Raw genomic sequence first — 22,964 nt, 5'->3', positions numbered from 1 at the left:
CAAAAAGTATGACGTTTAGATCTCGACCTCTTGAATAAGTCGTACCTAATAGGTTTCCATGGCGCGACGACACCGATGTCGAGGACAGCGAGGCAGGCAATGAACACCCCCCACGTCGTTGTGGTGATGGGCGTCGCAGGGACCGGCAAGACCACGATCGGCCCGCTGCTCGCCGCTGCACTGGGCGTCCCCTACGCCGAGGGCGACGATTTCCATCCCCCGGCGAACATCGCCAAGATGTCCGCCGGCACTCCCCTCGACGACGCGGACCGGTGGCCCTGGCTCGATGCGATCGGCCGGTGGGCGCACGCGCGGGAAGGGCTGGGCGGTGTGGTCTCCAGCTCCGCCCTCAAGCGCAGCTACCGCGACCGGCTGCGGGCGGCCGCACCAGGTGCCGTGTTCCTCCACCTCACCGGCGACCGCGCACTCATCGAGAAGCGGATGTCGGAGCGCAAGGGCCACTTCATGCCCGCCGCGCTGCTGGACTCGCAGTTCGCCACGCTGCAGCCGCCGGCGGCCGACGAGGCAGGAGTCGGTGTCGATGTGTCCGGCACTCCCGAAGAGATCACCGAGCGGGCGGTCGCCGCACTGCGCCTGCTCGACACGTAACGCCGCCGGCCCGGCCGGCACCCCCGTCCCCCACCCTCTCCCCCTCTCCACCACAAGGAATCACCGTGACCAGTCTCAGCGTCGAGATGCTGGCAGCGGACGCCGTCGAGCCGATCACCTCGGCGGGCGACGCACAGCTGGGCATCGCCGTCCTCGCGGGCATCGCTGTCATCGTCCTGCTCATCACCAAGTTCAAGCTGCACGCGTTTTTGGCGCTGACGATCGGGTCGCTGGCGCTCGGCGCGTTCGCCGGAGCCCCGCTGGACAAGACGATCGTGTCCTTCAGCACCGGTCTCGGCACCACCGTCGCCGGTGTGGGTGTGCTGATCGCCCTGGGCGCGATCCTCGGCAAGCTGCTCGCAGACTCCGGCGGCGCCGACGAGATCGTCGACACGATCCTCGCCAGGGCGAGCCGGCGTTCCATGCCGTGGGCGATGGTGCTGATCGCCTCGATCATCGGTCTGCCGCTGTTCTTCGAGGTCGGCATCGTCCTGCTGATACCCGTCGTGCTGATGGTCGCCAAGCGCGGCAACTACTCGCTCATGCGCATCGGCATCCCGGCGCTCGCGGGACTGTCCGTGATGCACGGTCTCATCCCGCCGCACCCCGGCCCGCTGGTCGCGATCGACGCCATCGGCGCCAACCTGGGCGTCACGCTGGCTCTCGGCCTGGTCGTCGCGATACCGACGGTGATCATCGCCGGTCCGCTGTTCTCCAAGTACGCCGCCCGCTGGGTGGACATCCAGGCACCGGACGGCATGATCCCGCAGCGCGCTTCCGAGGACCTCGAGAAGCGCCCGAGCTTCGCCGCCACCGTCTCCACCGTGCTGCTGCCGGTCGTTCTGATGATGGGCAAGGCACTCGTCGACATCGTCGTCGACAACCCGGAGAACGGCGTGCAGCGGGTCGCCGACGTGGTCGGCTCCCCCCTCATCGCACTGCTCGCCGCCGTGATCGTCGGCATGTTCACCCTCGGCCGCGCCGCCGGGTTCACCAAGGAGCGCATCTCGACGACCGTCGAGAAGTCCCTGGCCCCGATCGCGGGCGTGCTGCTGATCGTCGGCGCGGGCGGCGGCTTCAAGACGACGCTGATCGACATCGGCGTCGGTCAGATGATCCTGGACCTCTCCAAGAACTGGGCGATCCCGACGCTGTTGCTGGCCTGGCTGATCGCGGTGGCGATCCGGCTGGCCACAGGCTCGGCGACGGTCGCGACGATCTCCGCGGCCGGCCTGGTCGCCCCGCTCGCCGCCGACATGTCGACGGCCGAGTCCGCGCTGCTGGTGCTGGCGATCGGCGCCGGTTCGCTCTTCTTCAGCCATGTCAACGACGCCGGCTTCTGGCTGGTGAAGGAGTACTTCGGGCTGAGCGTCGGTCAGACCGTCAAGACCTGGTCGGTGATGGAGACCATCATCTCGGTCGTCGGCATCGTCTTCGTCCTGCTGCTGTCCCTGGTGCTGTAACGCGCCGCCAGGCGCGTCAGTCGTCGTCGGGGTCCCACAGCGGGTGTTCCGTACGGGCCCAAGGCCGCTCGACCGACCCGGTCCGCATGCCACGGCGTGCCTCCGGGTCGGCGAGCGCCATCGCGATGTGCCCGAAGAGCACGATCCCTATGGTGAGCGCGAGCCAGTCATGGACGAAGGTCGCGCCCGTACGCCACACCAGCGGGGCCAGGTGCGTGAACCACATCAGCAGCCCGGTGCCGATCATGACCAGGACGGCGCCGGCGATCCAGGCGGCGTAGATCTTCTGCCCGGCGTTGAACTTCCCGGCCGGGCGCGCTTCGGGTGACCTGTCGCGCCGCCGGACCGCCCGCAGCCAGGTCCGGTCGTGCGGGCCGAACCGGTTGAGCCGACGCAGGTCCCTGCGGAAGGCAGGCGAGGCGAGCCCGCACAGGAAGGGCACCGGGAGCAGGATCCCCGACCACTCGTGCAGCGTCACCACGAGGTGGCGGCGGCCGACGAGTTCGGCGATCTGGGGTACGTACAGTGCCGCAGCGGTCGCCACGCACAGCAGCATCAGCGCGGCGGTGGTGCGGTGCACCCAGCGCTCGGCGCGGCTGAATCTCGCTGCCCGCGCGGGCTCGTCAGACGGTGGGTGCGTCGTCGCGGCCGTTCGACCGGCCGACCCAGGCGTCGACGTCATAGCCTCGCTCCTCCCAGTACCCGGGGTCGACCCTCGAGGTGAGTGAGATCCCGGAGAGCCACTTCGCCGACTTGTAGAAGTACATGGGTGCCACATAGAGACGTACCGGCCCGCCGTGCGCGTGGCTGAGCGGCTTGTCCTGCATCCGCAGGCAGACCAGGACGTCGGAGCGGCGGGCCTGGGAGAGGGTGAGGCTCTCGCTGTACGTGCCGTCGAAGCAGGTGAACCGGATGGCCCGGGCCTCGGGCCGTACCCCGGCAGCGTCCAGCAGCGCCGACAGGCGCACGCCTTCGAACGGCGTGTCGGGCACCCGCCAGCCCGTGACGCACTGGACGTCGCGCACCACCCGGGTCTGAGGCAGCGCGCGCAGGGCGTCGAGCGTGTACGACGTGGGCCGCTCGACCAGCCCGTCGAGAGTGAGGCGGTAGTTGCGCTCGTTCTTCGGCGGTACCGATGCGGCGACGGAGTAGTAGCGGAAGCCTCCGCCGTTGGGCAGCAGGCCCGTCAGGCCCGTCGGGTCCTTGTCGGCTGCCGCACCGAGGAAGGACTCCATCCCGCGCTGCAGATACGGCGCCGATGCGACGCCGGCCGCGCCAAGGCCCAGCATGCCGAGGACCAGGCGACGCCCCACGGGCGAGCCTTCGGCGTCACGGTCGGATGTGGTCACCCCTCGATTCGAGCACTGCACGACGGCAGAATCCAGAGCGATCGGCGGTACGTCAGACTTCCGTCACACTCCGCGGCGGGGCGCGCTGCGGTGTCGGCCGGTCCTGGCCGGTCGGCGTCGCGTCAACCGCCGGTGCTTGGATGGCTGCCATGAATCCGGCCGAGGAGATCCTGGACATCGTCGACGAGTCCGACCGCGTCATCGGGCAGGCGCCGCGCGCCGAGGTGTATGCGCGCGGGCTGCGCCACCGGTGTGTGTTCGTCCAGGCCAGGGACGCGGAGGGGCGGGTGTTCGTGCACCGCCGTACGCCGGAGAAGCTGGTGTTCCCCTCGCTGTACGACATGTTCGTGGGCGGGGTCGTCGGCGCGGGCGAGAGCAACGACGAAGCCGCGCTGCGTGAGGCGGAGGAGGAGCTCGGCGTGAGCGGACTGCCGTGCCCCGTGCCGCTGTTCACCTTCCTGTACGACGGCGGGGGCCACCCGGCGCGGACCTGGTGGTCGTACGTCTACGAGGTCCGCTGCGACCTCCCGGTGAACCCGCAGGCGGAGGAGGTCGCCTGGCACGCCTTCCTGTCCCCGCACGAGCTGGAGCGGCGGCTCGGCGAGTGGGATTGGGTCCCGGACGGGCTGGAGGCGTACCGGAGGCTCACGGCGTTCCGCGCCGCAGGCTGACGTCCGGGCACCGGTCAGGCGCGGCCGGCCAGGGCGTCAGCGAGCGACCGGGTCTGCTCGGCCGTGATGCCCTGGGCGAGAGGCATCATGAAGCGCGGGCTGGAGGAGCCGGTACAGACCGGCACGGGGCTGCTGTCGCGCACCTCCCAACCGGGCGCGTCCCAGAAGGGGTTGTCGAGGACGCGGCCCGCGATGTCCAGCGCCTGAGCCTCGGGTATGCCGCATCGCGTCAGGCGCTCCGCGACGATCCGGGACGCGTCGGCAGGCATGTCCATGTCTCCGAGCATGGGCAGGAGCAGCAGGAAGCGCTCGGCGGGGTCGGTGAGTCCCGGCATGCCGGCCTGGACGTCGTCCGCGACGGTGATCAGCTCCCGCCAGGACAGCCCGGGTCCCGTGTCATGGCCGTCCATCTGGCCCAGGTGACCGAGCCGGCCCCACTCCGGATGGTGGACGAAGTAGTCGATGCCGTTGTCCTCGGGGAAGTTGCGGTACGCGACGACGGCCGCGTGCCCGCCGCCGAAGGGCACCCGGAACACCGGCCAGGGCGCGTCCTCGTCGAAGAGCCGCTCGTACAGCGCGTCGACATCGGCGGTGTCCGCGCCGAAGCTCTCCGCCGTCGCCCTCGGCTCGCCCTGCCACATGTACAGATGCAGGAACCAGAACTCCGGGCCGGTGACCAGCTGCTCACTGCCGGCGAGCTCGAACTCCTGCTCGTACTCCGGTATCTCCACACGCTCCGTCATGCCCCGCACGCTAGCCGGACCCACGGGCAACGGCGCAGGTAGGGTGCGCTGCGTGAGCGACTTCGTACAGAGCCTGCGGCTGTGGTTCGCGCCCGGACGGATCCGGGAGGAGGGCGAGACCCCGGACTACCGGTTCTCGCTCGCCAACGAGCGCACCTTTCTCGCCTGGATCCGCACGGCACTCGCGCTCATCGGCGGCGGGTTCGCGGTCGACCAGTTCCTGCCGGATCTGCGCTGGGGTGTGCGGGCCGGGCTGGCGATCGCCCTGATCGGGACCGGGGCGTTGTGCGCGGTACGGGCGGTCAATCACTGGGTGCGGTGCGAGCTGGCGATGCGCCGGGGTGAGGATCTGCCCGTGTCGCGCTTCCCCTCGCTGCTGGCCGTGGTCGTGGCTGTCGTGTCGGTCGCCATGCTGGTGATCGTCGTCCGGGAGGGCGTGTGACACAGCCGGACCGTGACCCGGGGCTGCAGCCGGAGCGGACCCGGCTGGCCTGGCGGCGGACCACCCTGTCCTGCACGGTCGTGGCGGTCCTCGCGGCGAGGCAGGCTGTCGAGGACGAGACCACGGCGGTGGGGGTGCTCGCGTCGGGGCTGAGTCTGCTGGTCTGGCTGGGCTTCCTCGCGGTCGCCCACCGCCGCGTCACGGCGATGGGTGCCACGCGGCCGGCGGCGATGTCGGTGCGAGGGGCGGTCGCCGGGGTCGCGTGCGTTCTCGCGCTCGCCGGGTTCGCCGTCGCGATCGTGACCTGACCTGCCCGGTCACGGTGTGCGCGGTCCCGCACGAAGGGCCAGTGCGAGACGGCGCTGCTCACGCCCTGCGAAGCCGGGCTCGCGGCCCATCAGCCTGATCAGCGCGTCGCGCACGGCACGGCTGCGGCCTGCTTCCACGAGTGCCCTCGCGAAGGCGAGTGCGTGCGCCAGGTGCCGGTGACGGGTCTTCGTCGTGGTCTCCACGTCGAACCACTGATGCGGCGGGAAGCCGGGCGTCACCTTGGGCTGGCGGTCCGCCAGTTCGCTCCACATCCGGCTGTCGAGCGAGACGTTGACGACGTGTCCCGCGGGCAGGGTGCGCACCCAGTCGTGGGCCCGGTCCTGCTGCCAGCGCCAGTGGTGGGGGCTGGTCGTCCCCTGTTCGGTGACCCCGATGTAGCGCAGTTTGCGCCGTATCACCGGCCAGGGCTCGCGGCTCTCCTCGATCCAGTCGGCGAGCTGCCGGTGCACGGTGGTGAACGTTGTTCCCTGGTGCACGACGTCCAGCAGGGCGATCGGGCGGGCGCGGCGGGCCAGCGCGTACGGCTCGAGGCCGGCCGCCGCGAGGTGCTCGCGGAGGCGGTGCCGCTCGGCCGGCCCCCAGTCGTCGTCGCAAAGGCCGGACAGGGGCAGTCTGAGCAGCCGGCCCTCCCACCCCGAGTGCTCGAACGCGCCGGTCAGCAGGTCGTACATGGAGTCGAGCGAGCGGCCGACGAAGACGAGATCGGCCCCCTCGGCGCGGGCGAGCACCTTGGCGGTGCAGGCGGTGAGTTCGCCGAGGAACCGGTCATGGGGACGGGTGTCCCCCGCCCCGTCGGTGAGCGCGCCGAGCCGGTCGGGGGCGATCCCGTCGTACGACGCGAGTCTCCAGCGGTAGCGCTGCGGCGGCGCAGGGTGAACAGGTGGGGTCACACGGTTCAGTCCAGCAGGAGCGGGGAGGGCGGGTCATCTGGTTTTCCCGGGCGAGGCGGGCCGGTGACCCGCCCAGGCAGGGTCCGGCGACTAGCCTGGATGGTGACATAACATGCCAATCCCGACATAAAGGTGAGCACTATGCCCGTCCTTCACCACGAGCACCCCACGCACGAGCACACCCACGGCCCGGAGTGCGGACACACCAAGTTCCCCCACGGCGACCACATCGACTACGCGCACGACGGGCATCTGCACCGGGAGCATGCGGGGCACTGGGACGAGTGCGAGCCGGGCGAGCACATCTCGCACAGTGGACACGCCCATGAGCACGGATCCGGGTGCGGGCACCCGGCCGTGGCACACGGCGACCATGTCGACTACATCCACGACGGCCACCGGCATGCGCAGCACGACGGGCACTGGGACGACCACTGACCGGCCCGGGCCGGTCAACCGCGTCCGACGCGGGCCCGACTTCCCTGGGTCGACGCCAACTGGCAGGCTCTGAGCGACCGTTCGCCATCGACTCGGGGGAGCCCCGTTGCCTGCCACGGAACCGTACACCGTCCCGCTCGCGCCCGGAGTGCACGCCTATGTCCAGCCCGACGGCGGCTGGTGCCTGAACAACGCGGGTTTCGTCAGCGACGGGGGTACCACCCTGCTGGTCGACACGACGGCCACCGAGCGCCGGACCGCGGCACTGCGCGAGGCGCTCCTCGCGACCGGCGCCCCGCTCCCCCGCATCCTTGTCAACACCCACCACCACGGCGATCACACCTACGGCAACGGGGTGTTCCTGCCCGAGGCGGTGGTGATCGGGCACGACGCGTGCCGCAGCGAGCAGCTCGCGGCCGGGCACCAGCTGCATCTGATGTGGCCCGAGAACGACTTCGGCGACATCCGGATCACCGCACCGACCCTGACGTACGACGACCGGATGGCCGTCCACGTCGGGGAGATCGAGGTGCGGCTCATCCACCCCGGCGGTGTCGCCCACACGCCGGGGGACACGGTGGTGCATCTGCCGCAGCAGGGCGTGGTCTTCACGGGTGACCTGATCTTCCAGGGTGGGACACCGTTCATCCCCATGGGCTCGCTCGCCGGATCGCTACGGGCCCTGGACGTGCTGCGCTCGCTCGACGCCACGACGGTGGTGCCGGGCCACGGCCCGCTCACCGATCCGTCCGCGTACGACGCGACCGAGCGCTATCTGCGCTTCGTGCTCGCCCTGGCCGAGGAGGGGCGCGCGAAGGGGCGTACCCCGCTGGAGAGCGCGGCCGAGGCGGACCTCGGACCCTTCGCGGCCCTGCGCGAGAGCGAGCGGCTGGTGGCGAACCTGCACCGGGCGTACGCGGAGCTGGACGGGCAGCCGGAGGGCTCCCCGCTGGATCCGGCCATGGTGTTCGCGGACATGGCGAGAATGAACGGCGGGGTTCCGGTGGCCTGTCACGCCTGACCGCACGCCGGCCTGCGCCCGGGGCAGCCCACCCGCCGATGAGCACGTGTTCTCCGCCGACCTGGGCGTTCGTCACCACCGGCTCCCGGATCCGATCTGCCGGCCGGCTTTTCCGCCGTGCCGTCCGGGCGCCTTTCCGCGCCGGGCCGCTTTTCGGCGCCCCGCCCTCGGCACCCGGTGTGTGATCCACGTATCGGTCGGGGCGCCGCACTGGACGACATACCGACTGGTCGGTCATCATGAACGCGTTCCCCATGACCACCCCGGAGGTGCGCATCATGAGCTCATCCCCTCCCCCGCAGCCTTCGGCGCGGGAGGTACCCCCACCAGGCCTCGACCCCGAGAAGCTGCGCAGCTGTCTCGACCGCGAGCGCCCGGGGCTGGTGGGCGGACCGCTCCGCGCACAGTTGATCCAGGGCGGCCGCTCCAACCTCACGTACACCGTCACCGACGGCGCCGGCCGCTGGGTCGTACGCCGCCCGCCGCTCGGCCATGTGCTGGCGACCGCGCACGACATGAAGCGCGAGCACCGGGTGATCACGGCGCTGCACGGCACCGCGGTGCCGGTGCCCACGCCGGTCCTGCTCTGCGAGGACGAGTCGGTCCTCGGTTCGCCGTTCTACGTCATGGAGTTCGTGGACGGCACCCCGTACCGCACGGCCGAGCAGCTCGCACCGCTCGGCCCGGAGCGCACCCGGGAGGCGGTGCTCTCTCTCGTCGACACCCTCGTCGACCTGCACGCCGTCGACCCCGAGTCGGTCGGACTCGCGGACTTCGGCCGGCCCGAGGGCTTCCTCGACCGGCAGCTGCGGCGCTGGGGCAAGCAGCTGGACGCCTCGCGCAACCGCGAGCTCGCGGGCATCGACGAACTGCACGCCGCGCTCGGGCGTGCGCTGCCCGACTCCCCCGCGCCCAGTGTCATCCACGGGGACTACCGTCTCGACAACGTCCTGATCGGCGGCGACGACCGGATCAAGGCCGTACTCGACTGGGAGATGTCCACCCTCGGCGATCCGCTGACCGACCTCGGCCTGCTGGCGATGTACAGCCGGCCGATCGACCTGCCCGGCTCACCGATCAGCACCACCGCCACGGCGGCGGGGCATCCGCCGGCGGCCGAGCTGATCGAGCGGTACGCCGAGCGCTCCGGCCGGGACACCTCCGCCATCTCCTGGTACACGGCCTTCGCCTGGTTCAAGCTCGCCGTGATCCTCGAGGGCATCCACTACCGCTACACGCTCGGCCAGACCGTCGGCGCCGGCTTCGACCGGATCGGGGATCTCGTCCCCGTCTTCATCGGGCACGGCCTCACCACCCTCCAGGAAGGCTGAGTTCCTCATGGACTTCGCATTCGACGTGCGCACCGAAGAACTCCGGGCCAAGCTGCTCGCCTTCATGGACGAGTACGTCTATCCCGCCGAGCCGATCGAGCACGAGCAGCGCGCACAGCTCGCCTCGCCGTGGGACACCCCGGCGATCTTCGGCGAGCTCAAGGCCGAGGCGCGCAGGCAGGGACTGTGGAACCTCTTCCTCCCCGACGCCGAGCACGGCGCCGGACTGACGAACCTCCAGTACGCGCCGCTCGCCGAGATCACCGGCCGCAGCCCTCACCTGGCCCCCACCGCGCTGAACTGCGCGGCCCCGGACACCGGGAACATGGAGGTGCTGGCGCAGTTCGGCACCGACGAGCAGAAGAAGCAGTGGCTGGAGCCGCTGCTCGCGGGTGAGATCCGTTCGGCGTTCGCGATGACCGAGCCCGAGGTCGCCTCGTCCGACGCCACCAACATCCGCACCCGGATCGAGCGGGACGGCGACGACTACGTCATCAACGGCCGCAAGTGGTACATCTCCGGCGCGATGAACCCGGACTGTCAGATCTTCATCGTCATGGGCAAGACGGACCCCGAGGCCGACGTACGCCGCCAGCAGTCGATGATCCTCGTGCCGCGCGACACACCGGGGCTCGAGGTGCGCCGCGCCATGCAGGTGTACGGCTACGAGGACCATGCCCACGGCGGCCACGCCGAGGTCGTCTTCACCGATGTGCGGGTGCCCGCGTCGAACCTGATCGGCGAGGAGGGCGGAGGCTTCGCCATCGCCCAGGCGCGCCTCGGACCGGGCCGTATCCACCACTGCATGCGCCTGATCGGCATGGCCGAGCGCGCGATCGAGCTGATGTGCCGGCGGGCCGTGTCCCGGGAGGCCTTCGGCAAGACGATCGCCCAGCAGGGCGTGGTGCAGAACTGGATCGCGGATGCCCGCGTCACCGTGGAGCAGCTGCGGCTGCTCGTGCTCAAGACCGCCTGGCTGATGGACACGGTCGGCAACCGGGGCGCGCACACCGAGATCCAGGCCATCAAGATCGCCACGCCGCGGGCGGTCGTGGGCATCCTCGACAAGGCGGTGCAGGTGCACGGCGCAGGCGGTGTCAGCCAGGACTTCCCGCTTGCCGAGCTGTGGGCCGGCGCGCGCACGCTCATGCTGGCCGACGGCCCGGACGAGGTGCACCAGCGTTCGCTGGCCCGGCGCGAGCTGAAGAAGTACATGTAGCCGCGGGTGCGCGGCCGCCGGGCCGCGCTGTCCTGCCGCCCTGACCGGCAGGGGAAAGTCAGCCGGTCAGGGCACTAGGCCCTGTCCGAGCGATCTTCGAGGATCAGCCTGCGGCGTCAGATGCATGGGGTCCCGCCAGGGCCGAGGCATGGGGCCTCCCCAGGCCCGCCAGGGCCGAGGCATGGGGCCTCCCCAGGCCCGCCAGGGCCGAGGCATGGGGCCTCCCCAGGCCCGCCAGGGCCGAGGGGACACATCGCAAGGCGGAGGGTCGCCCTCGTACTGGACGTACTTGGGTGACTCCGACAACACAGCGAGGTGCCGTAGCTGGGGGTACCTCCTGGGGGTCCCCCGGACGGAGTCCTGGGGAGAAGCTCTGGGGGAGCGTCGCAGGCCCGACAAGATCGCCCGGACAGGGCCTAGTACCCGCCGAAGGGCGTGTGGTCCGCGCGTGCGAGCTCGCGGACCAGTTCGCCCGCTCGGAGCACGAGCCTCGCCAGGAGCCGCACGGACGGCCGGCGTGAACAGCAGGCCGCGGACCACAAGGGCGGTACGCGATCCATGAGTCCATGGTGGATCGCGTACCGCCCTTGGTCGAACGGAAGGCTTCGCCTACGGGCGCAACGCACGCAGCAGCAGGTCGGCGAGGTGGTCGGCGACCTGCTGCTTGGTCATCGGGCCGTCGGGACGGTACCAGGTCGACAGGTGGTGGACGGAGCCGAAGTGGTAGTCCACCACCAGGTCGGCGGGGGTGGCCGAGGAGAAGACCCCGCCCTGCTGCCCCTCCTCCACCAGCGCACGGAAGCGCTCGTGGTAGCGACGGCGCTCGGCGCGCACCTGCTTGTGCTTCTCCGGGCTCAGATGGTGCATGGAGCGGAAGAAGATCGCGGCGTCGTCCAGGTTGTCGATCGTCGTCACGACGACGTCCGCGGCCGCCGCGCGCAGCCGTACCTCGATGGGCTCGTCGGCGTTCGCGTAGGCGTCGAGCCGCTCCTGCTGGACACGCAGCACGCGGGCGTAGACCTCCTGGAGGAGGTCCTCCTTGGAGCCGAAGTAGTGGTACAGAGCGCCTTTGGTGACGCCGGCCGCCTCGACGATCTCCTGCACCGACGTACGGTCGTAGCCGCGCTCCGCGAACAGCCGGGTGGCGGCGGCCAGCAGCCTCTGCGGGACGGGGGTGCCGTCCCCGTCCGTCGTCCTGGCCATTGCCGCCACCCGCCTTTCGCTCGTTTCCTCATGTGTCTTGAAAAGTTCTGCGCCTGTTGAAGAGTTCTACAGCCGCGAACGCGGTTCCCGCCCGAGGATCTTCCCACTCGTCGCCTCCGGCAGATCGGGCAGGATCTCCCCTTGCCGTGGATTTGTACGGGCGGCGGGCTGCTCGGCACAGTACGCGCAGGAGCACGCGGGCTCCACGACGGCTCCCGGCCGGGTGCCGGCATACGCCGTGAAGGTCTGCGCACAGCAGTTGGCCGGAATACCGACGACGGCCGCCTCGCGCGCGGACGGGTGCGCGAGAAGCATGTCCTCGGGGCAGGCCGGCCACCGCTCGAAGGAGGCGGGTGCCCAGTGCGCGGGCGCTCGTTCGGCCGAGTGGACGGAGCTCACCGGCGCCTCATCTCCTCCCACTTCTGCTGGAGGTGGTTCATGTTGGTCAGCCAGCGGTCCGGTTCGGTGGCGCGCGCCTGGTAGTAGCCGGCGACCTCGGGGTGCGGCAGCACCAGGAAGCGGTCGGCGGCCATCGCGTCGAAGAGTGCTTCGGCCACGTCCTCGGGTTCGATCGCGGTCGGCTGGAGGACGAGGTCGCCGGCCGATCCGGTCGCGGCGAGCATGTCGGTGCGCACGCCCTGCGGGCAGATCGCGTGCACCTTGATGCCGCGGTGGCGGTAGGTGAGCGAGAGCCACTCCGCGTAGGCCAGCACCCCGTGCTTGGTGACGCTGTACGGGGCGGCGCCGATCATGGTGAGCAGGCCGGCGGCGGACACGGTGGACACGAAGCGGCCACTGCCGCGCTCCAGCCAGTCGGGCAGCAGTGCGCGGCTCGCGCGTACGTGTGCCATCACGTTGACGTCCCAGGCCGAGGCCCAGATGTCCTCGTCGGCGAACGCGTCACCGGGCGAGCCGAGGCCGGCGTTGGCGCAGTAGATGTCGACGACGCCGTCGAGTGCGTCGCGCGCCTCGTCCACGATCTGCGAGGCGTCGCCGGGCACGGCGTGTCCGCCGATCTCGTCCGCGACCTCCTTGGCCCTGCCGGAGTCGATGTCGTTGACCACGACCCGGGCACCCTCGGCGGCGAACCTGCGGGCCAGCGCGGCGCCGATGCCACCGCCGGCGCCCGTGACCACAACTCCCGCACCCTGCACGGTACTCATCAAGCTCCGCCTTCCTGCGCGTCGACCGTCGGCGGCGACCGTCCGGGCCGTCCGTCCGCACCTGTCCAGGAGCAGACTAACCAGTCGGTATGTAGCTGGGGAAGAGGCCCCTGCGTCGGTCCGGGCGAACCTGAGAAGAAAGCGCGTTCACAGCGCTCCCCAGGGGCATGAGGAGCGCGTAGCGTGCGTGCCCATGACAGACGGCGATCACGGAGGTGGCTCGATGAGCTTGTCCAGACGGGGTTTGCTGGCCGCCGGAAGTGCGGTGGGAGCGCTTGCCGCGACGGCGGGTGCCGCGCCCGCGGCGGCGGCCCACCAGGACCGGCACCGGATCCGTACCGGCTTCGAACGGCTGGCCGCCGGCGGCTATGCGGCCCTCGCCGGCGAACGGGTCGGCGTGGTCACCAATCCGACGGGCATCACCCGGGACGTACGGCACATCGTGGATGTCATGCACGCCGACGACCGGGTGAACCTGGTGGCGGTCTTCGGCCCCGAGCACGGCTTCCGCGGCACCGCGCAGGCGGGGGGCTCCGAAGGCCGCTACGACGACCCGGCGACCGGACTGCCGGTCTACGACACGTATCTCAAGAGCGGGCAGCCGCTCGCCGACATCTTCACCGCCTCGGGCGTGGACACCGTCGTCTTCGACATCCAGGACGTCGGAGCCCGCTTCTACACGTACATCTGGACGCTCTTCGACTGCATGCAGGCGGCCGAGCTCGCGGGCAAGCGCTTCGTCGTGCTCGACCGCCCCAATCCGGTGACGGGCCGGGCAGCCCTCGGCCCGGTGCTGGACAAGGCGTTCGCGACCTTCGTGGGCCGCGAGCCGATTTCGCAGGCGCACGGGATGACGGTCGCGGAGCTGGCGCTGCTGTTCAACGGGGAGTTCCTGACCCGGCCCGTGGAGCTGGAGACCATTGCCATGACGGGCTGGCGGCGAAGCGACTTCTACGACAGCACGGGACTGCCCTGGGTCCCTCCGAGCCCCAACATGCCGACCCCCGAGACGGCGCTGGTCTACTCGGGCACCTGCCTGTTCGAGGGCACGAATCTCTCCGAAGGGCGGGGCACGACCCGGCCGTTCGAACTGCTGGGCGCCGAGGGCATCGGGCCGGCCTGGGCCGATGCCGCGAACGCACTCGGCCTGCCGGGGGTGCGCTTCCGGGAGGCGTACTTCGCCCCGACGTTCTCCAAGTGGCAGGGCAAGACGATCGGCGGCGTCCAACTGCATGTCCACGACCGGGAGTCGTACGACCCGGTGCGCACCGGCATCGGGCTGCTGGTGACCGCCAGGCGCAGCTGGAGCGGCTTCGCCTGGCGTGCGGACAACTGGATCGACAAGCTGAGCGGTTCGGCGAAGGTCCGCACGCTGATCGACGCGGGCGCCGGCACCGACGAGGTGGTGGGGGCCTGGCAGGACGAGCTGGCGGCGTTCCGGGCGATGCGGCGGGAGTACCTCCGCCACCGGTGAGGTCATCACGCGCGGATCCGGCGGGCCCGCTACCGGGGCACGGCACGCCGTCCGGGCCGGCGGCCGCGCGGCCGCCGGCGTCGTCGCCTTCGGCGAAGGGGTCCGTACCACCTGCCCGCCGTTGCGGACGGAGATCCGCATACGCACCTTGGTGGACCGTATCGGGGCTTCGCGAGGTATGGCCGTTTCTTCCCTTGCGCAGCATGCTGTTGCTGCGGCAGAGCGCGCTGGGGAGGGGGCCGGTCATGGCGGTGACGGGCGTGGAACCGTATCGGGAGATCACCTTCGACGCGGACGGCGATATGCGCGGCGGCGCGCCTGACGGGATGCGGGGGCTGGATGTCACCGATCTGGTGATGTTCGCGCACGGCTGGAACAACTCACCTTCCGTCGCCGCCCGGTTGTACTCGGCGTTCTTCGCGCCCTTCCCGCGGCTGCTGGCCGGCAGGCCGGGAGTGCGGCTCGGGTACGCGGGGATCGTCTGGCCCTCGATGCGGTTCACGGACGAGCCGATCCCCGACTTCGAGCCGTCGGCCGCGGTGGCGGCCGTACCGCCGGGTCCGGGGGCGGCGTCCGGAGCGTGGCAGGGCCTGGACAAGACGACGCGGGACGTGCTGGCCGGGCTGTTCCCGGGACACCGGACAACCCTGGACCGGCTGACCGTACTCCTGGACGAGCAGCCTGATTCTCAGACTGCGTTCGCCGAATTCGGTTCGCTGGCCCGTGAGTTGGCGGCGGTTCCGGCCGGAGGACTCGAATCGTGCTTCGCGGACGATCTGCCGCACGACGAGCAGAGCCCGCCGGCGGTCCTGTTCGAGGACCCGCTCACCCTGTGCACACGGTTCGCGGCTGCCCTCGATGCCCGGTCGCCGTCACTGGGCCTCGGAGGCCTCGGCGGCTTGGGCAGCCGGCTCGGCGGCGGAGTGACGGGGGCCTGGAAGGGCGCCAAGGAACTGCTGCGGCAGACGACGTACTACGCGATGAAGCGTCGGGCCGGCACGGTCGGCGAGCTGGGCCTCGGCCCGCTGCTCGGTCGGCTCTCCCGGTCCTCCCCCGGGATGCGGGTGCATCTGGTGGGGCACAGCCAGGGGGCGCGGCTGGTCGCCTTCGCCCTGCGCGGGCTGCCCGAAGGCGCGCACAACGTGAAATCGGTGACGCTGCTTCAGGGAGCTTTCTCCCACTACGCGTTCGCGACGAGCCTGCCGCACGCGCCGCACAGCGCGGGTGCGCTCGCCGCGCTGCAGCACCGGGTCGACGGGCCGGTGGTCGCCTGCTACTCACGGCATGACAGCGCCCTGGGGGTGATCTATCCGCTCGCCTCCAGCCTGGCCGGTGACTCGGCGACCGCGGTGGGGCTCGACCGGCGTTGGTGGGCCATGGGCCACGACGGCATACAGGCCGTCGCCGGGGCGCGGCGGCTGACGCTGGAGGAGGCTCTGCGTGACGGGGTGCCCCTCAGGGGCTGTGTGAGCGTGGACGCCGCCTCCGTGGTGCGGCGCGGAGGGCCGCCGTCAGGCGCGCACAGCGACATCTGCCACGAGGAGCTGGCGCGGGTGGTGCTGGCCGCGGGCCGCATCGGGCGCTGATGAGCGCCCGTCGGAGCGTGGGCCGCGAGATGCGTCAGCCTTTCCGTGTCGCCACAGGCGCGGGAGCGGCGGCCGTGCGCAGGTGCTGAAGGACCGCTGTCAGCACCGGGTCGTGCTCGGCGCCCGCCCGGACGGCGGCGAAGACATGACGGACGGGCGCTTCCCCGGTGGGGGCCCGCAGCACCAGGCCGGGGCGGTGGAGCGGCTGCACCAGGCGAGGCACCAGCGCGACACCTGCCCCTGCCTCGACGAGGCAGGCGAGTGCCTGCCAGTCGTTGACGGCGTGACGGATCTCCGGGGTGAAGCCGCCGGCCGCGCAGACGGATCGGGTCACCGCACCGCAGCAACTGCGCGCGTCCCCGACGATCCACGGGTCGCCGGCAAGCTCCCGCAGCGGAACCCGGTCCGAAGCAGCGAGGCGGTGCCCGGCGGGCAGCGCCACGTCGAGGATGTCGGTGAGCAGGTCGGTCCGCACGTAGCGGCGGTCGGTGAACGCGGGCGCCTCGGCGAAGTCCACGGCGACGGCCACGTCGATCTCGCCCGCGTCGAGCCGCGTGAACAGGTCCGGCGGTTCGGCCTCCACCACCGCGATGCCGATGTCGGGGCGTGCGTGCGCCAAGGCGGTGAGGGCGGCGGGCAGCAGCCCCGAGACAGCGCTCGAGAAGGCCCCGACGGTCACCTCACCGCGCCGTCCATGACCCCACGCCGCGAGGTCGGCGCGTACCCGTTCCAGCTGCGCGGCGATGACGTCCGCGTGCTGCAGCACGATCCGCGCCTGTCCGGTGAGCCGGACACCGCGCCCCTGCCGCTCGATCAGCGGCACGCCCAGCTCCCGGGAGAGCGCCGCCAGTTGCTGCGACACCGCGGAGGGCGTGAGATGCAGGGCCTGCGCGGTCCTGGCCAGACTGCCCCGGCGGTCCAGCTCGCGCAGGGCGCCGAGACGGCGCAGATCAATACTGAAGGCTGCGCTTACCTGTTCCATCCAGAAACATTAACTGGACCTGCTGAATGGAGTGGCCGAGGATCGCAACCGTGACCATGAACACGACCAGACCGACGACCACGTCCCTGGCCACGGCCGCGGCATCGACCGCGTCCCCGGCCATGCACTCGGCCCCATGTGCCTTCCTGATCCTTCACGGCTGGCAGAACCGGCGCCCGGCGGGCCACTGGCAGCACTGGCTGGCGGGCGAACTGGCAGGCCGCGGCCACCACGTGACCTACCCGCAGCTTCCGGACCCCGACCGTCCGGACCTTCAGGCGTGGCTCGGCCGGCTGGGCACCCTCCTCGAAGCCCAGCGGGACACCCGGGCACGCGAGCGGGTGGTGATCTGTCACAGTCTGGCCGTTCTGCTGTGGCTGCACGCCGTTGCCCGCGCAGGCGCCCGGGCCGACCGGGTGCTGCTGGTCGCACCGCCGTCCGGCGAGGTGATCGCCGGGTACGAGGAAGTCGCCGGCTTCGGCGGGCCCCGTGCCACCCGTGCGCAGGTCGGCGCCGCCGCGGGCAGCACACGTCTGGTGGCCGGGGACGACGACCCGTACTGTCCGGGCGGCGCGGCCGAGCTGTACGGCCGGCCGCTCGGTCTCGCCACCGACGTCGTACCCGGCGGCGCCCATCTGGACCTGGACGCGGGCTACGGACCCTGGCCGTCGGTCCTCGGCTGGTGTCTCGATCCTGCCGCACGGGTACGCGCGCGGAACGGATGAGTTCAGGACAGCTGCCCGGCTGATGGGCTCCATCGGATTTTCGATGGAGCCGGATCGGGCACCCGTACGTCCATTCAACGACGCCGATGTACCAGCGACGGAGGTGGCAGTGCGATGGCCGGTTTCCGGAGTCTTGCGAGACAGGTGCGCGATGCGCGGTGTGACCTGGCGCTACGGCGCTACTCACTGCGCAAGTGCCTGGAGCGGTTTGCGCCTTATGGGCACCGGGCGACCTGGGACCACCTGTGCGCAAGGCACAGGATCGAACCCGAGGACAGGGCCCCCGATCCGGCGCGGCTGGTGGCCGCGCTCGAGGAGTTGGAGGAGGCGCGGGCCGTCTGGCTCGCGTACGAGGAGAACTTCGCGGACCGCCGCAAACGGGAGAAGCACGAGGGGCTTCGGCGGCCCGGACACATCGACGACTGGCACCGGCGGACCTGGGGCGGAAACGGCGTCGCACGCTGCGACACCCCACAGGCCCATCCCTCCGCGCCGCTCGGTGAGGTGCTGCGCAGGCTGATCGCCGCCCTGGAGGACGAGCCCGGTACCGCCTGCCCGGTGTGCACGACCACGCACATCGTGTGGCGTCAGGACCTGGAGCACGAACCGTGGTTCGGGCCGGTCTGCACCGGCTGCGGCATCGTGGTACCGCAGCCGGTCCTGACATCCGATGCCGTGGCCGCCGCCAAGCGGGCGGGACGCCGGGAGCTGGCCTCCGTGGCGTGAGGCGTACGGTCCCGGGGGCCGGGGGCCCGGGACCGTTCCGGTGGCGAGCGGCCGGCGGCGGGTGGCGCCGTCCGGCCGAAGTGGCGTGTGGTTTCGGCCCGAAGCGGGCGGACGTCACCAGAGACAAATTCGATGGCTCCAAGGGATTCGGCGCGCGACAGTTGGCCGTGATGCAACACGACCGAGGAGCCTGACATGTCGACGCTGCGCGTCACCGCCGAACCGCTGACCGTCCATGAGCACCCCAACGCCGATGCGCTCGAGCTGGCCCAGGTCGGTCTGTACCGAGCCGTGGTCGCCAAGGGCGCCTACCGCAGTGGTGACTTCGCCGTCTACATCCCGGAACAGGCCGTGCTTCCCGCGGAGTTGGTCGAGGAGCTGGGACTGACGGGACGACTCGCCGGCAAGGCCTCCGACCGCGTCAAGGCGGTGCGGCTGCGGGGTGAGCTGTCGCAGGGCATCGTGTGCCGGCCGCGGGCGCTCGCGGACGTCGACCTGGCGCGGGCTGCGGCCGACGGTGAGGACTTCGCGGAGCGGCTGTCGATCACCAAATGGTCGCCGCCCATCCCGCCCACCATGTCCGGGGACGTGGAGCGTGCGCCCGATCTGCTGCCGTGGGTCGACATCGAGAACATCCAGCGCTACCCGGCGATCTTCGAGCCGGGCGAGCCGGTGGTGCTCACCGAGAAGCTGCACGGCACGGCCTGCCTGATGACCTACAGCGTCGCCGACGGCGGCTCGGTGCAGGTCTCGTCGAAGGGATTCGGCGCCAAGGGGCTCGCCCTGCAAGAGGACCCGCGCAACCTGTACTGGCGCGCGGTGCTGGGCGCGGACGTACCGGCGGTCGCGGCGCGGCTCGCCGAGAAGCTGGGGGCGAGCCGGGTCGGCGTCTTCGGGGAGGTGTACGGCGCGGGCGTCCAGGACCTGGCGTACGGGGCGAACGCACGTGCCGAGGACAGCCTGGGCTACGCCGTGTTCGACGTGTCGGCCGAGATCGACGGCCAGGTCCGGTGGCTGGACGCGGCCGAGGTCCTCGGGGGTGAACTCCCGCTGGTGCCACGGCTGTACGAGGGCCCGTACGACATCGGCAAGGTGCTCGAGCTCGCGAGTGGCCGCGAGACCGTGTCCGGCCGCGAGCTGCATCTCCGCGAGGGTGTGGTGATCCGCCCGGCCGTGGAGCGCTACAGCCCGGTCGTCGGCGGCCGGGCGATCGCCAAGACGGTCAGCCCGGCGTATCTGACCCGCAAGGGCGGTACGGAGTACGAGTGATCCGTAGGCCGCCGGTGGGCCCGGCTCCGCGCGGACCGGGCCCACCGGCGTGCCCGCGTGCGCCTCAGGATTCGCGTTTCCCGGCCCGCCCGCGCTCCGGCAGCAGCCGCGAACCCGTCAGGCGTTCACCGAAGATGTCGTCCGGGTTGGACAGGACGCAGGTCTCCAGCGAGAGACAGCCGCACCCGATGCAGTCGGTCAGATGGTCACGGAGCCGGCCGAGCTGCCTGATCCGCTCGTCGAGTTCGCTCCGCCACGCCTCGGAGAGCCGCGCCCAGTCCTGGCGGTCGGGCGTACGCTCCTCGGGCAGTTCTGCGAGGGCGTCGCGGATCGTGGCAAGCGGGATGCCGACCCGCTGGGCGGCGCGTACGAAGGCGACACGGCGCAGCGCGTCCCTGCCGTAGCGGCGCTGGTTGCCGCTGGTCCTGCGGCTGCTGATGAGGCCCTTGGACTCGTAGAAGTGCAGGGCCGACACGGCGGCGCCGCTGCGCGCGGAGAGCTGCCCGACCGTGAGCTCGTGGATCTTCTCGGGAATCTGTGGCACTCCTCGAAGCCTACTGGGTGGTCCGTTGACAGGAGGGCGCCCGTCGAACCATGCTGAGCAAGCGCTTAGACAGGAGCGTCGAAACGCTTGAGAGGCAGGGACCAGGGACATGGCAGAGCCGAGGATCTTCACCTCCGCCGACGAGCTGCGGGCCGGGGTCGGCGAGCAGCTGGGGTACAGCGACTGGCTGGAGGTCGACCAGAAGCGGATCGATCTGTTCGCCGACGCCACCGGGGACCACCAGTGGATCCATGTCGATCCGGAGCGGGCGGCGAGCGGCCCCTTCGGCACGACGATCGCCCATGGCTATCTGACGCTGTCGCTGCTGCCGGCCCTGGTGCCGCAGGTGCTGCGGGTCGAGGGCATGAAGATGGGCATCAACTACGGCGCCAACAAGGTGCGCTTCCCCGCCCCCGTACCCGTGGGCTCACGGCTGCGCGCCACCGCGGTGCTGCAGAGCGTCGAGGACGCGGGCGGCGGCGTGCAGGTGACCGCCCTCGTCACGGTCGAGCGCGAGGGCGGCGACAAGCCGGTGTGTGTCGCGGAGTCGGTGTCGCGCTACTTCTTCTGAGCGCTCACCATGCGCAGGACGAGGTCGGCGTAGAGCGCGCCGACCTCGTCGGGCGTGCGGCGGCCGGCGACGTTGAACCAGCGCGCCACGTCGATGCAGAGCGAGAGCACGGCGACGGTGGTGCCGGGGACGTCGGGCACGTCGAACTCCCCTGCCTCGACGCCCTCGTTCAGGATGCGGCGCACCACGGCGTCGCTCTGCCGGCGCAGCTCCATGATCTCGGTGCGGTGGGCCTCACCGAGCGCGTCGAGTTCGTACTGGACCACCCGCGCGGTCGTGTGCCGCCCCGCGTGCCAGCGGACGAAGGAGCGCACGGCGTCGGCGAGACGCTCGGTCGGTGTGCCCTCGCCCTCGTACGCGGCCTCGAGAATCTCCAGGGCCTTGTCGTGCCCGATCCGGCTGATGCGGTGGAGCAGTTCTTCCTTGGTCTTGTAGTGGATGTAGAGCGCGGCGGGGCTCATTCCGGCGCGGCCGGCGATGTCCCGGGTCGTGGTCGCGTGGTAGCCGCGCTCGGCGAACGCCTCGACGGCGGCGACGAGCAGTTTTCGGGCAGCGTCAGGGGTGACCTCGTCCCATGGCTTTTCCTCGTCGGGCGTCAGGTCCGCCGCACTCATCGCTCGCCCCTTCCGTGGCAGGACGAACACCATACCCCGAGGGTGAGCGAGCGCTTAGATCTTCCTACAGCTTCTGGAACGGGTCGTGCTCGGCGAGCAGCTTCTCCAGCCGCGCCTGGTCGACGCGACTGACGATCTGCCCGGCCTCCTGCCGGTCCCTGACCACCTTGGCGAGGGTGAAGGCCGAGGTCGTGAGATAGAGGACGGCAATACCGAGGAAGGCACGCACCCATGCGTCGGCCTCCAGGTTGAAGATCCCGAGGGCGACGGCTCCGAGCGCGAGCGCGAAGGAGGCGACGGCCTGGCCGTAGTACGCCGCTGTGTTCTGCTGCTTGACCGGTGTCTCACTCATGAGCACAGCCTCGCGGGATACGGCGACCGCCGGGATGGGCGCTCGTACTCACCGAGGTACTCAAACCGGGGGCTCAGAACGCGGACACCCCGGTAAGGGCCCGGCCGATGATCAGCTTCTGGATCTGGCTGGTGCCCTCGTACAGCGTCATCACCCGGGCATCGCGCAGCAGCTTGCCCACCGGGAACTCGTCCGTGTAGCCGTAGCCGCCGAAGACCTGCAGGGCGTTGCCGGCGCAGCGCACGGCCGCCTCGGAGGCGAACAGCTTCGCCTGGGAGGCAGCGGTGGCGAAGTCCTCGCCGCGGTCGATCAGATCGGCGACCCGCCAGGTGAGCAGCCGGGCCGCGTCCACGTCCACCGCGATGTCGCTGAGCAGCTCCTGGACGAGCTGGTAGTGGGCGATGGACCTGCCGAACTGCTCCCGCTCGCCCGCATAGCCGACGGCCGCGTCCAGGGCCGCCTGGGCGATGCCGACGCAGCCGGCCGCCACCGACATCCGGCCCTTGGCGAGGGCGGACATGGCGATCGAGAAACCCTTGCCCTCGGGTCCCAGCATCGCGGACGCCGGGACACGGACGTCCTCGAGGACCAGTTCGGCGGTGGCCTGGCCGCGCAGGCCCAGCTTGCCGTGAATGGTGCGGCGAGTGAGTCCGGGGGCGCTCGTGGGCACCAGGAAGGCGGAGATGCCCTTGTGACCGGGGGTGTCGTTGGTCCGCGCGAGGAGGAGCACCACATCGGCCCAGGTGCCGTTGGTGATGAACATCTTGGAGCCGTTGACGACGAATCCGTCGCCGTCGCGCACGGCCCTGGTGCTCAGGTTTCCGGCGTCGGAGCCGGTACCCGGCTCGGTGAGCCCGAAGCAGCCGAGCGCCTCGCCGGAGGTGAGCCGGGGCAGCCAGTGGCGCTTGTGCTCCTCGCTGCCGTGGGCGGCGATGGTCTTGGCCACCAGTCCCAGCGACACGGAGACGATGCCGCGGACCGAGGAGTCACCTCGGCCGAGTTCCTCGGTGACCAGGCAGTACGCGAGGTGGTCGCCGCCCGAGCCGCCGTACTCCTCGTCGATGGTGAGTCCGAGGAACCCGAGGGCGCCGAGCTTCTTCACGATCGAGCGGTCGACGCTCTCGGCACGGTCCCACTCGGCGGCATGCGGGGCGATCTCACGGTCGACGAAGTCCCGGGCCAGCCGGCGGACAGCCGTCTGCTCCTCACTGAGCTCCAGGTTCATACGACCCTCTCCCACTTTTAACTA

The 22,964-nt window shown here is 71.0% G+C and carries 27 protein-coding genes; 15 read left to right on the top strand and 12 right to left on the bottom strand.

The window, feature by feature from the left end; genetic code table 11:
• Positions 1-99 precede the first annotated feature (99 nt).
• Together OHS70_RS29910 and OHS70_RS29905 are read left to right on the top strand one after the other, a co-directional pair.
• Positions 100-609: a gluconokinase gene (locus tag OHS70_RS29910; protein WP_328402452.1), complete on the top strand. Its 510-nt coding sequence runs from the start codon at positions 100-102 to the stop codon at positions 607-609.
• Positions 610-674: 65 nt separating this feature from the next.
• Complete coding sequence (locus tag OHS70_RS29905; RefSeq protein ID WP_328402450.1) at positions 675-2,072, top strand: GntT/GntP/DsdX family permease; 1,398 nt, start codon at positions 675-677, stop codon at positions 2,070-2,072.
• Between the two features lie 16 nt (positions 2,073-2,088).
• Here OHS70_RS29905 and OHS70_RS29900 read toward each other — a convergent pair whose 3' ends face one another.
• Both OHS70_RS29900 and OHS70_RS29895 read right to left on the bottom strand, forming a co-directional pair.
• On the bottom strand, positions 2,089-2,754 hold the full coding sequence (locus OHS70_RS29900; protein WP_328402448.1) for a cytochrome b/b6 domain-containing protein: 666 nt from the start codon (positions 2,752-2,754) through the stop codon (positions 2,089-2,091).
• Positions 2,696-3,361, bottom strand: coding sequence for a molybdopterin-dependent oxidoreductase (locus OHS70_RS29895; RefSeq protein ID WP_328406014.1), 666 nt, complete (start codon positions 3,359-3,361; stop codon positions 2,696-2,698). Before OHS70_RS29895 ends, OHS70_RS29900 begins: the two co-directional genes overlap by 59 nt.
• A 209-nt stretch (positions 3,362-3,570) precedes the next feature.
• Here OHS70_RS29895 and OHS70_RS29890 point away from each other — a divergent pair, with 209 nt between their 5' ends.
• Positions 3,571-4,092 (top strand): NUDIX domain-containing protein, encoded by a 522-nt coding sequence (locus OHS70_RS29890; protein ID WP_328406012.1) that lies wholly within the window; start codon positions 3,571-3,573, stop codon positions 4,090-4,092.
• A gap of 14 nt (positions 4,093-4,106) precedes the next feature.
• Here the strand turns inward: OHS70_RS29890 and OHS70_RS29885 are convergent, their stop codons facing one another.
• Positions 4,107-4,835, bottom strand: coding sequence for a hypothetical protein (locus OHS70_RS29885; RefSeq protein WP_328402446.1), 729 nt, complete (start codon positions 4,833-4,835; stop codon positions 4,107-4,109).
• Between the two features lie 52 nt (positions 4,836-4,887).
• On the opposite strand from OHS70_RS29885, the gene OHS70_RS29880 reads away from it, so the two are divergent.
• Both OHS70_RS29880 and OHS70_RS29875 read left to right on the top strand, forming a co-directional pair.
• A complete protein-coding gene (locus OHS70_RS29880; protein ID WP_328402444.1) occupies positions 4,888-5,277 on the top strand; it encodes a YidH family protein in 390 nt (129 codons plus the stop codon).
• Positions 5,274-5,585 carry a DUF202 domain-containing protein gene (locus OHS70_RS29875; RefSeq protein ID WP_328402442.1) on the top strand — a complete coding sequence of 104 codons (312 nt, stop codon included), beginning with the start codon at positions 5,274-5,276 and terminating at the stop codon, positions 5,583-5,585. The genes OHS70_RS29880 and OHS70_RS29875 overlap by 4 nt, the downstream gene beginning before the upstream one ends.
• A gap of 9 nt (positions 5,586-5,594) precedes the next feature.
• On the opposite strand, the gene OHS70_RS29870 is transcribed toward OHS70_RS29875, so the two are convergent.
• Positions 5,595-6,497 (bottom strand): hypothetical protein, encoded by a 903-nt coding sequence (locus OHS70_RS29870; RefSeq protein ID WP_328402440.1) that lies wholly within the window; start codon positions 6,495-6,497, stop codon positions 5,595-5,597.
• A 141-nt stretch (positions 6,498-6,638) separates the two neighbouring features.
• Between OHS70_RS29870 and OHS70_RS29865 the strand changes: the two genes are divergently transcribed.
• The 4 genes from OHS70_RS29865 (at position 6,639) to OHS70_RS29850 (ending at position 10,506) form a co-directional block, all read left to right on the top strand.
• Positions 6,639-6,935: a hypothetical protein gene (locus tag OHS70_RS29865; protein WP_328402438.1), complete on the top strand. Its 297-nt coding sequence runs from the start codon at positions 6,639-6,641 to the stop codon at positions 6,933-6,935.
• 106 nt (positions 6,936-7,041) lie between these two features.
• Positions 7,042-7,956 (top strand): MBL fold metallo-hydrolase, encoded by a 915-nt coding sequence (locus OHS70_RS29860; protein ID WP_328402437.1) that lies wholly within the window; start codon positions 7,042-7,044, stop codon positions 7,954-7,956.
• Between the two features lie 278 nt (positions 7,957-8,234).
• Positions 8,235-9,287, top strand: a complete 1,053-nt coding sequence (locus tag OHS70_RS29855; RefSeq protein WP_328402435.1) for a phosphotransferase family protein — start codon at positions 8,235-8,237, stop codon at positions 9,285-9,287.
• 7 nt (positions 9,288-9,294) lie between these two features.
• Positions 9,295-10,506, top strand: a complete 1,212-nt coding sequence (locus OHS70_RS29850) for an acyl-CoA dehydrogenase family protein (protein WP_328402433.1) — start codon at positions 9,295-9,297, stop codon at positions 10,504-10,506.
• A 609-nt stretch (positions 10,507-11,115) separates the two neighbouring features.
• Here the strand turns inward: OHS70_RS29850 and OHS70_RS29845 are convergent.
• From OHS70_RS29845 to OHS70_RS29835, 3 genes are all read right to left on the bottom strand, one after another.
• Positions 11,116-11,709, bottom strand: coding sequence for a TetR/AcrR family transcriptional regulator (locus tag OHS70_RS29845; protein WP_328402431.1), 594 nt, complete (start codon positions 11,707-11,709; stop codon positions 11,116-11,118).
• 66 nt (positions 11,710-11,775) lie between these two features.
• Entirely contained in the window at positions 11,776-12,108 is a 333-nt protein-coding gene (locus tag OHS70_RS29840) for a hypothetical protein (protein ID WP_328402429.1), read from the bottom strand.
• The gene (locus OHS70_RS29835; RefSeq protein WP_328402427.1) at positions 12,105-12,872 is read right to left on the bottom strand and encodes an SDR family oxidoreductase; all 768 of its coding nucleotides are present in this window, start codon (positions 12,870-12,872) and stop codon (positions 12,105-12,107) included. The genes OHS70_RS29840 and OHS70_RS29835 overlap by 4 nt, the downstream gene beginning before the upstream one ends.
• Before the next feature lie 223 nt (positions 12,873-13,095).
• Here OHS70_RS29835 and OHS70_RS29830 point away from each other — a divergent pair, with 223 nt between their 5' ends.
• Positions 13,096-14,346, top strand: coding sequence for an exo-beta-N-acetylmuramidase NamZ family protein (locus OHS70_RS29830; RefSeq protein WP_328402425.1), 1,251 nt, complete (start codon positions 13,096-13,098; stop codon positions 14,344-14,346).
• Between the two features lie 203 nt (positions 14,347-14,549).
• A complete protein-coding gene (locus tag OHS70_RS29825; RefSeq protein ID WP_328402423.1) occupies positions 14,550-15,932 on the top strand; it encodes a serine-threonine protein kinase in 1,383 nt (460 codons plus the stop codon).
• 34 nt (positions 15,933-15,966) lie between these two features.
• Here OHS70_RS29825 and OHS70_RS29820 read toward each other — a convergent pair whose 3' ends face one another.
• Positions 15,967-16,914: a LysR family transcriptional regulator gene (locus OHS70_RS29820; protein WP_328402421.1), complete on the bottom strand. Its 948-nt coding sequence runs from the start codon at positions 16,912-16,914 to the stop codon at positions 15,967-15,969.
• A gap of 122 nt (positions 16,915-17,036) precedes the next feature.
• Here OHS70_RS29820 and OHS70_RS29815 point away from each other — a divergent pair, with 122 nt between their 5' ends.
• The 3 genes from OHS70_RS29815 to OHS70_RS29805 all read left to right on the top strand — a co-directional run bounded on the left by OHS70_RS29815 (position 17,037) and on the right by OHS70_RS29805 (position 19,634).
• Positions 17,037-17,639: an RBBP9/YdeN family alpha/beta hydrolase gene (locus tag OHS70_RS29815; protein WP_328406010.1), complete on the top strand. Its 603-nt coding sequence runs from the start codon at positions 17,037-17,039 to the stop codon at positions 17,637-17,639.
• 114 nt (positions 17,640-17,753) lie between these two features.
• A complete protein-coding gene (locus OHS70_RS29810; RefSeq protein WP_328402419.1) occupies positions 17,754-18,365 on the top strand; it encodes a hypothetical protein in 612 nt (203 codons plus the stop codon).
• Positions 18,366-18,560: 195 nt separating this feature from the next.
• Positions 18,561-19,634, top strand: coding sequence for an RNA ligase (ATP) (locus tag OHS70_RS29805; RefSeq protein ID WP_328402417.1), 1,074 nt, complete (start codon positions 18,561-18,563; stop codon positions 19,632-19,634).
• 64 nt (positions 19,635-19,698) lie between these two features.
• On the opposite strand, the gene soxR is transcribed toward OHS70_RS29805, so the two are convergent.
• On the bottom strand, positions 19,699-20,178 hold the full coding sequence (soxR, locus tag OHS70_RS29800; protein WP_328402415.1) for a redox-sensitive transcriptional activator SoxR: 480 nt from the start codon (positions 20,176-20,178) through the stop codon (positions 19,699-19,701).
• Between the two features lie 109 nt (positions 20,179-20,287).
• Here soxR and OHS70_RS29795 point away from each other — a divergent pair, with 109 nt between their 5' ends.
• On the top strand, positions 20,288-20,749 hold the full coding sequence (locus tag OHS70_RS29795) for a MaoC family dehydratase (RefSeq protein WP_328402413.1): 462 nt from the start codon (positions 20,288-20,290) through the stop codon (positions 20,747-20,749).
• On the opposite strand, the gene OHS70_RS29790 is transcribed toward OHS70_RS29795, so the two are convergent.
• The 3 genes from OHS70_RS29790 to OHS70_RS29780 form a co-directional block, all read right to left on the bottom strand.
• Entirely contained in the window at positions 20,737-21,363 is a 627-nt protein-coding gene (locus OHS70_RS29790; RefSeq protein WP_328402411.1) for a TetR/AcrR family transcriptional regulator, read from the bottom strand. The genes OHS70_RS29795 and OHS70_RS29790 overlap by 13 nt on opposite strands.
• A gap of 64 nt (positions 21,364-21,427) precedes the next feature.
• Positions 21,428-21,715, bottom strand: a complete 288-nt coding sequence (locus OHS70_RS29785) for a YiaA/YiaB family inner membrane protein (RefSeq protein WP_328402409.1) — start codon at positions 21,713-21,715, stop codon at positions 21,428-21,430.
• A gap of 73 nt (positions 21,716-21,788) precedes the next feature.
• Positions 21,789-22,940 carry an acyl-CoA dehydrogenase family protein gene (locus OHS70_RS29780; RefSeq protein WP_328402407.1) on the bottom strand — a complete coding sequence of 384 codons (1,152 nt, stop codon included), beginning with the start codon at positions 22,938-22,940 and terminating at the stop codon, positions 21,789-21,791.
• Positions 22,941-22,964 lie beyond the last annotated feature (24 nt).

The organism is Streptomyces sp. NBC_00390 (genome assembly GCF_036057275.1).
In the GTDB taxonomy this organism is placed as follows: Bacteria; Actinomycetota; Actinomycetes; order Streptomycetales; family Streptomycetaceae; genus Streptomyces.
The sequence above is the reverse complement of the archived record's forward strand: the minus strand, read 5'-3'. Positions and strand labels throughout refer to the sequence as shown.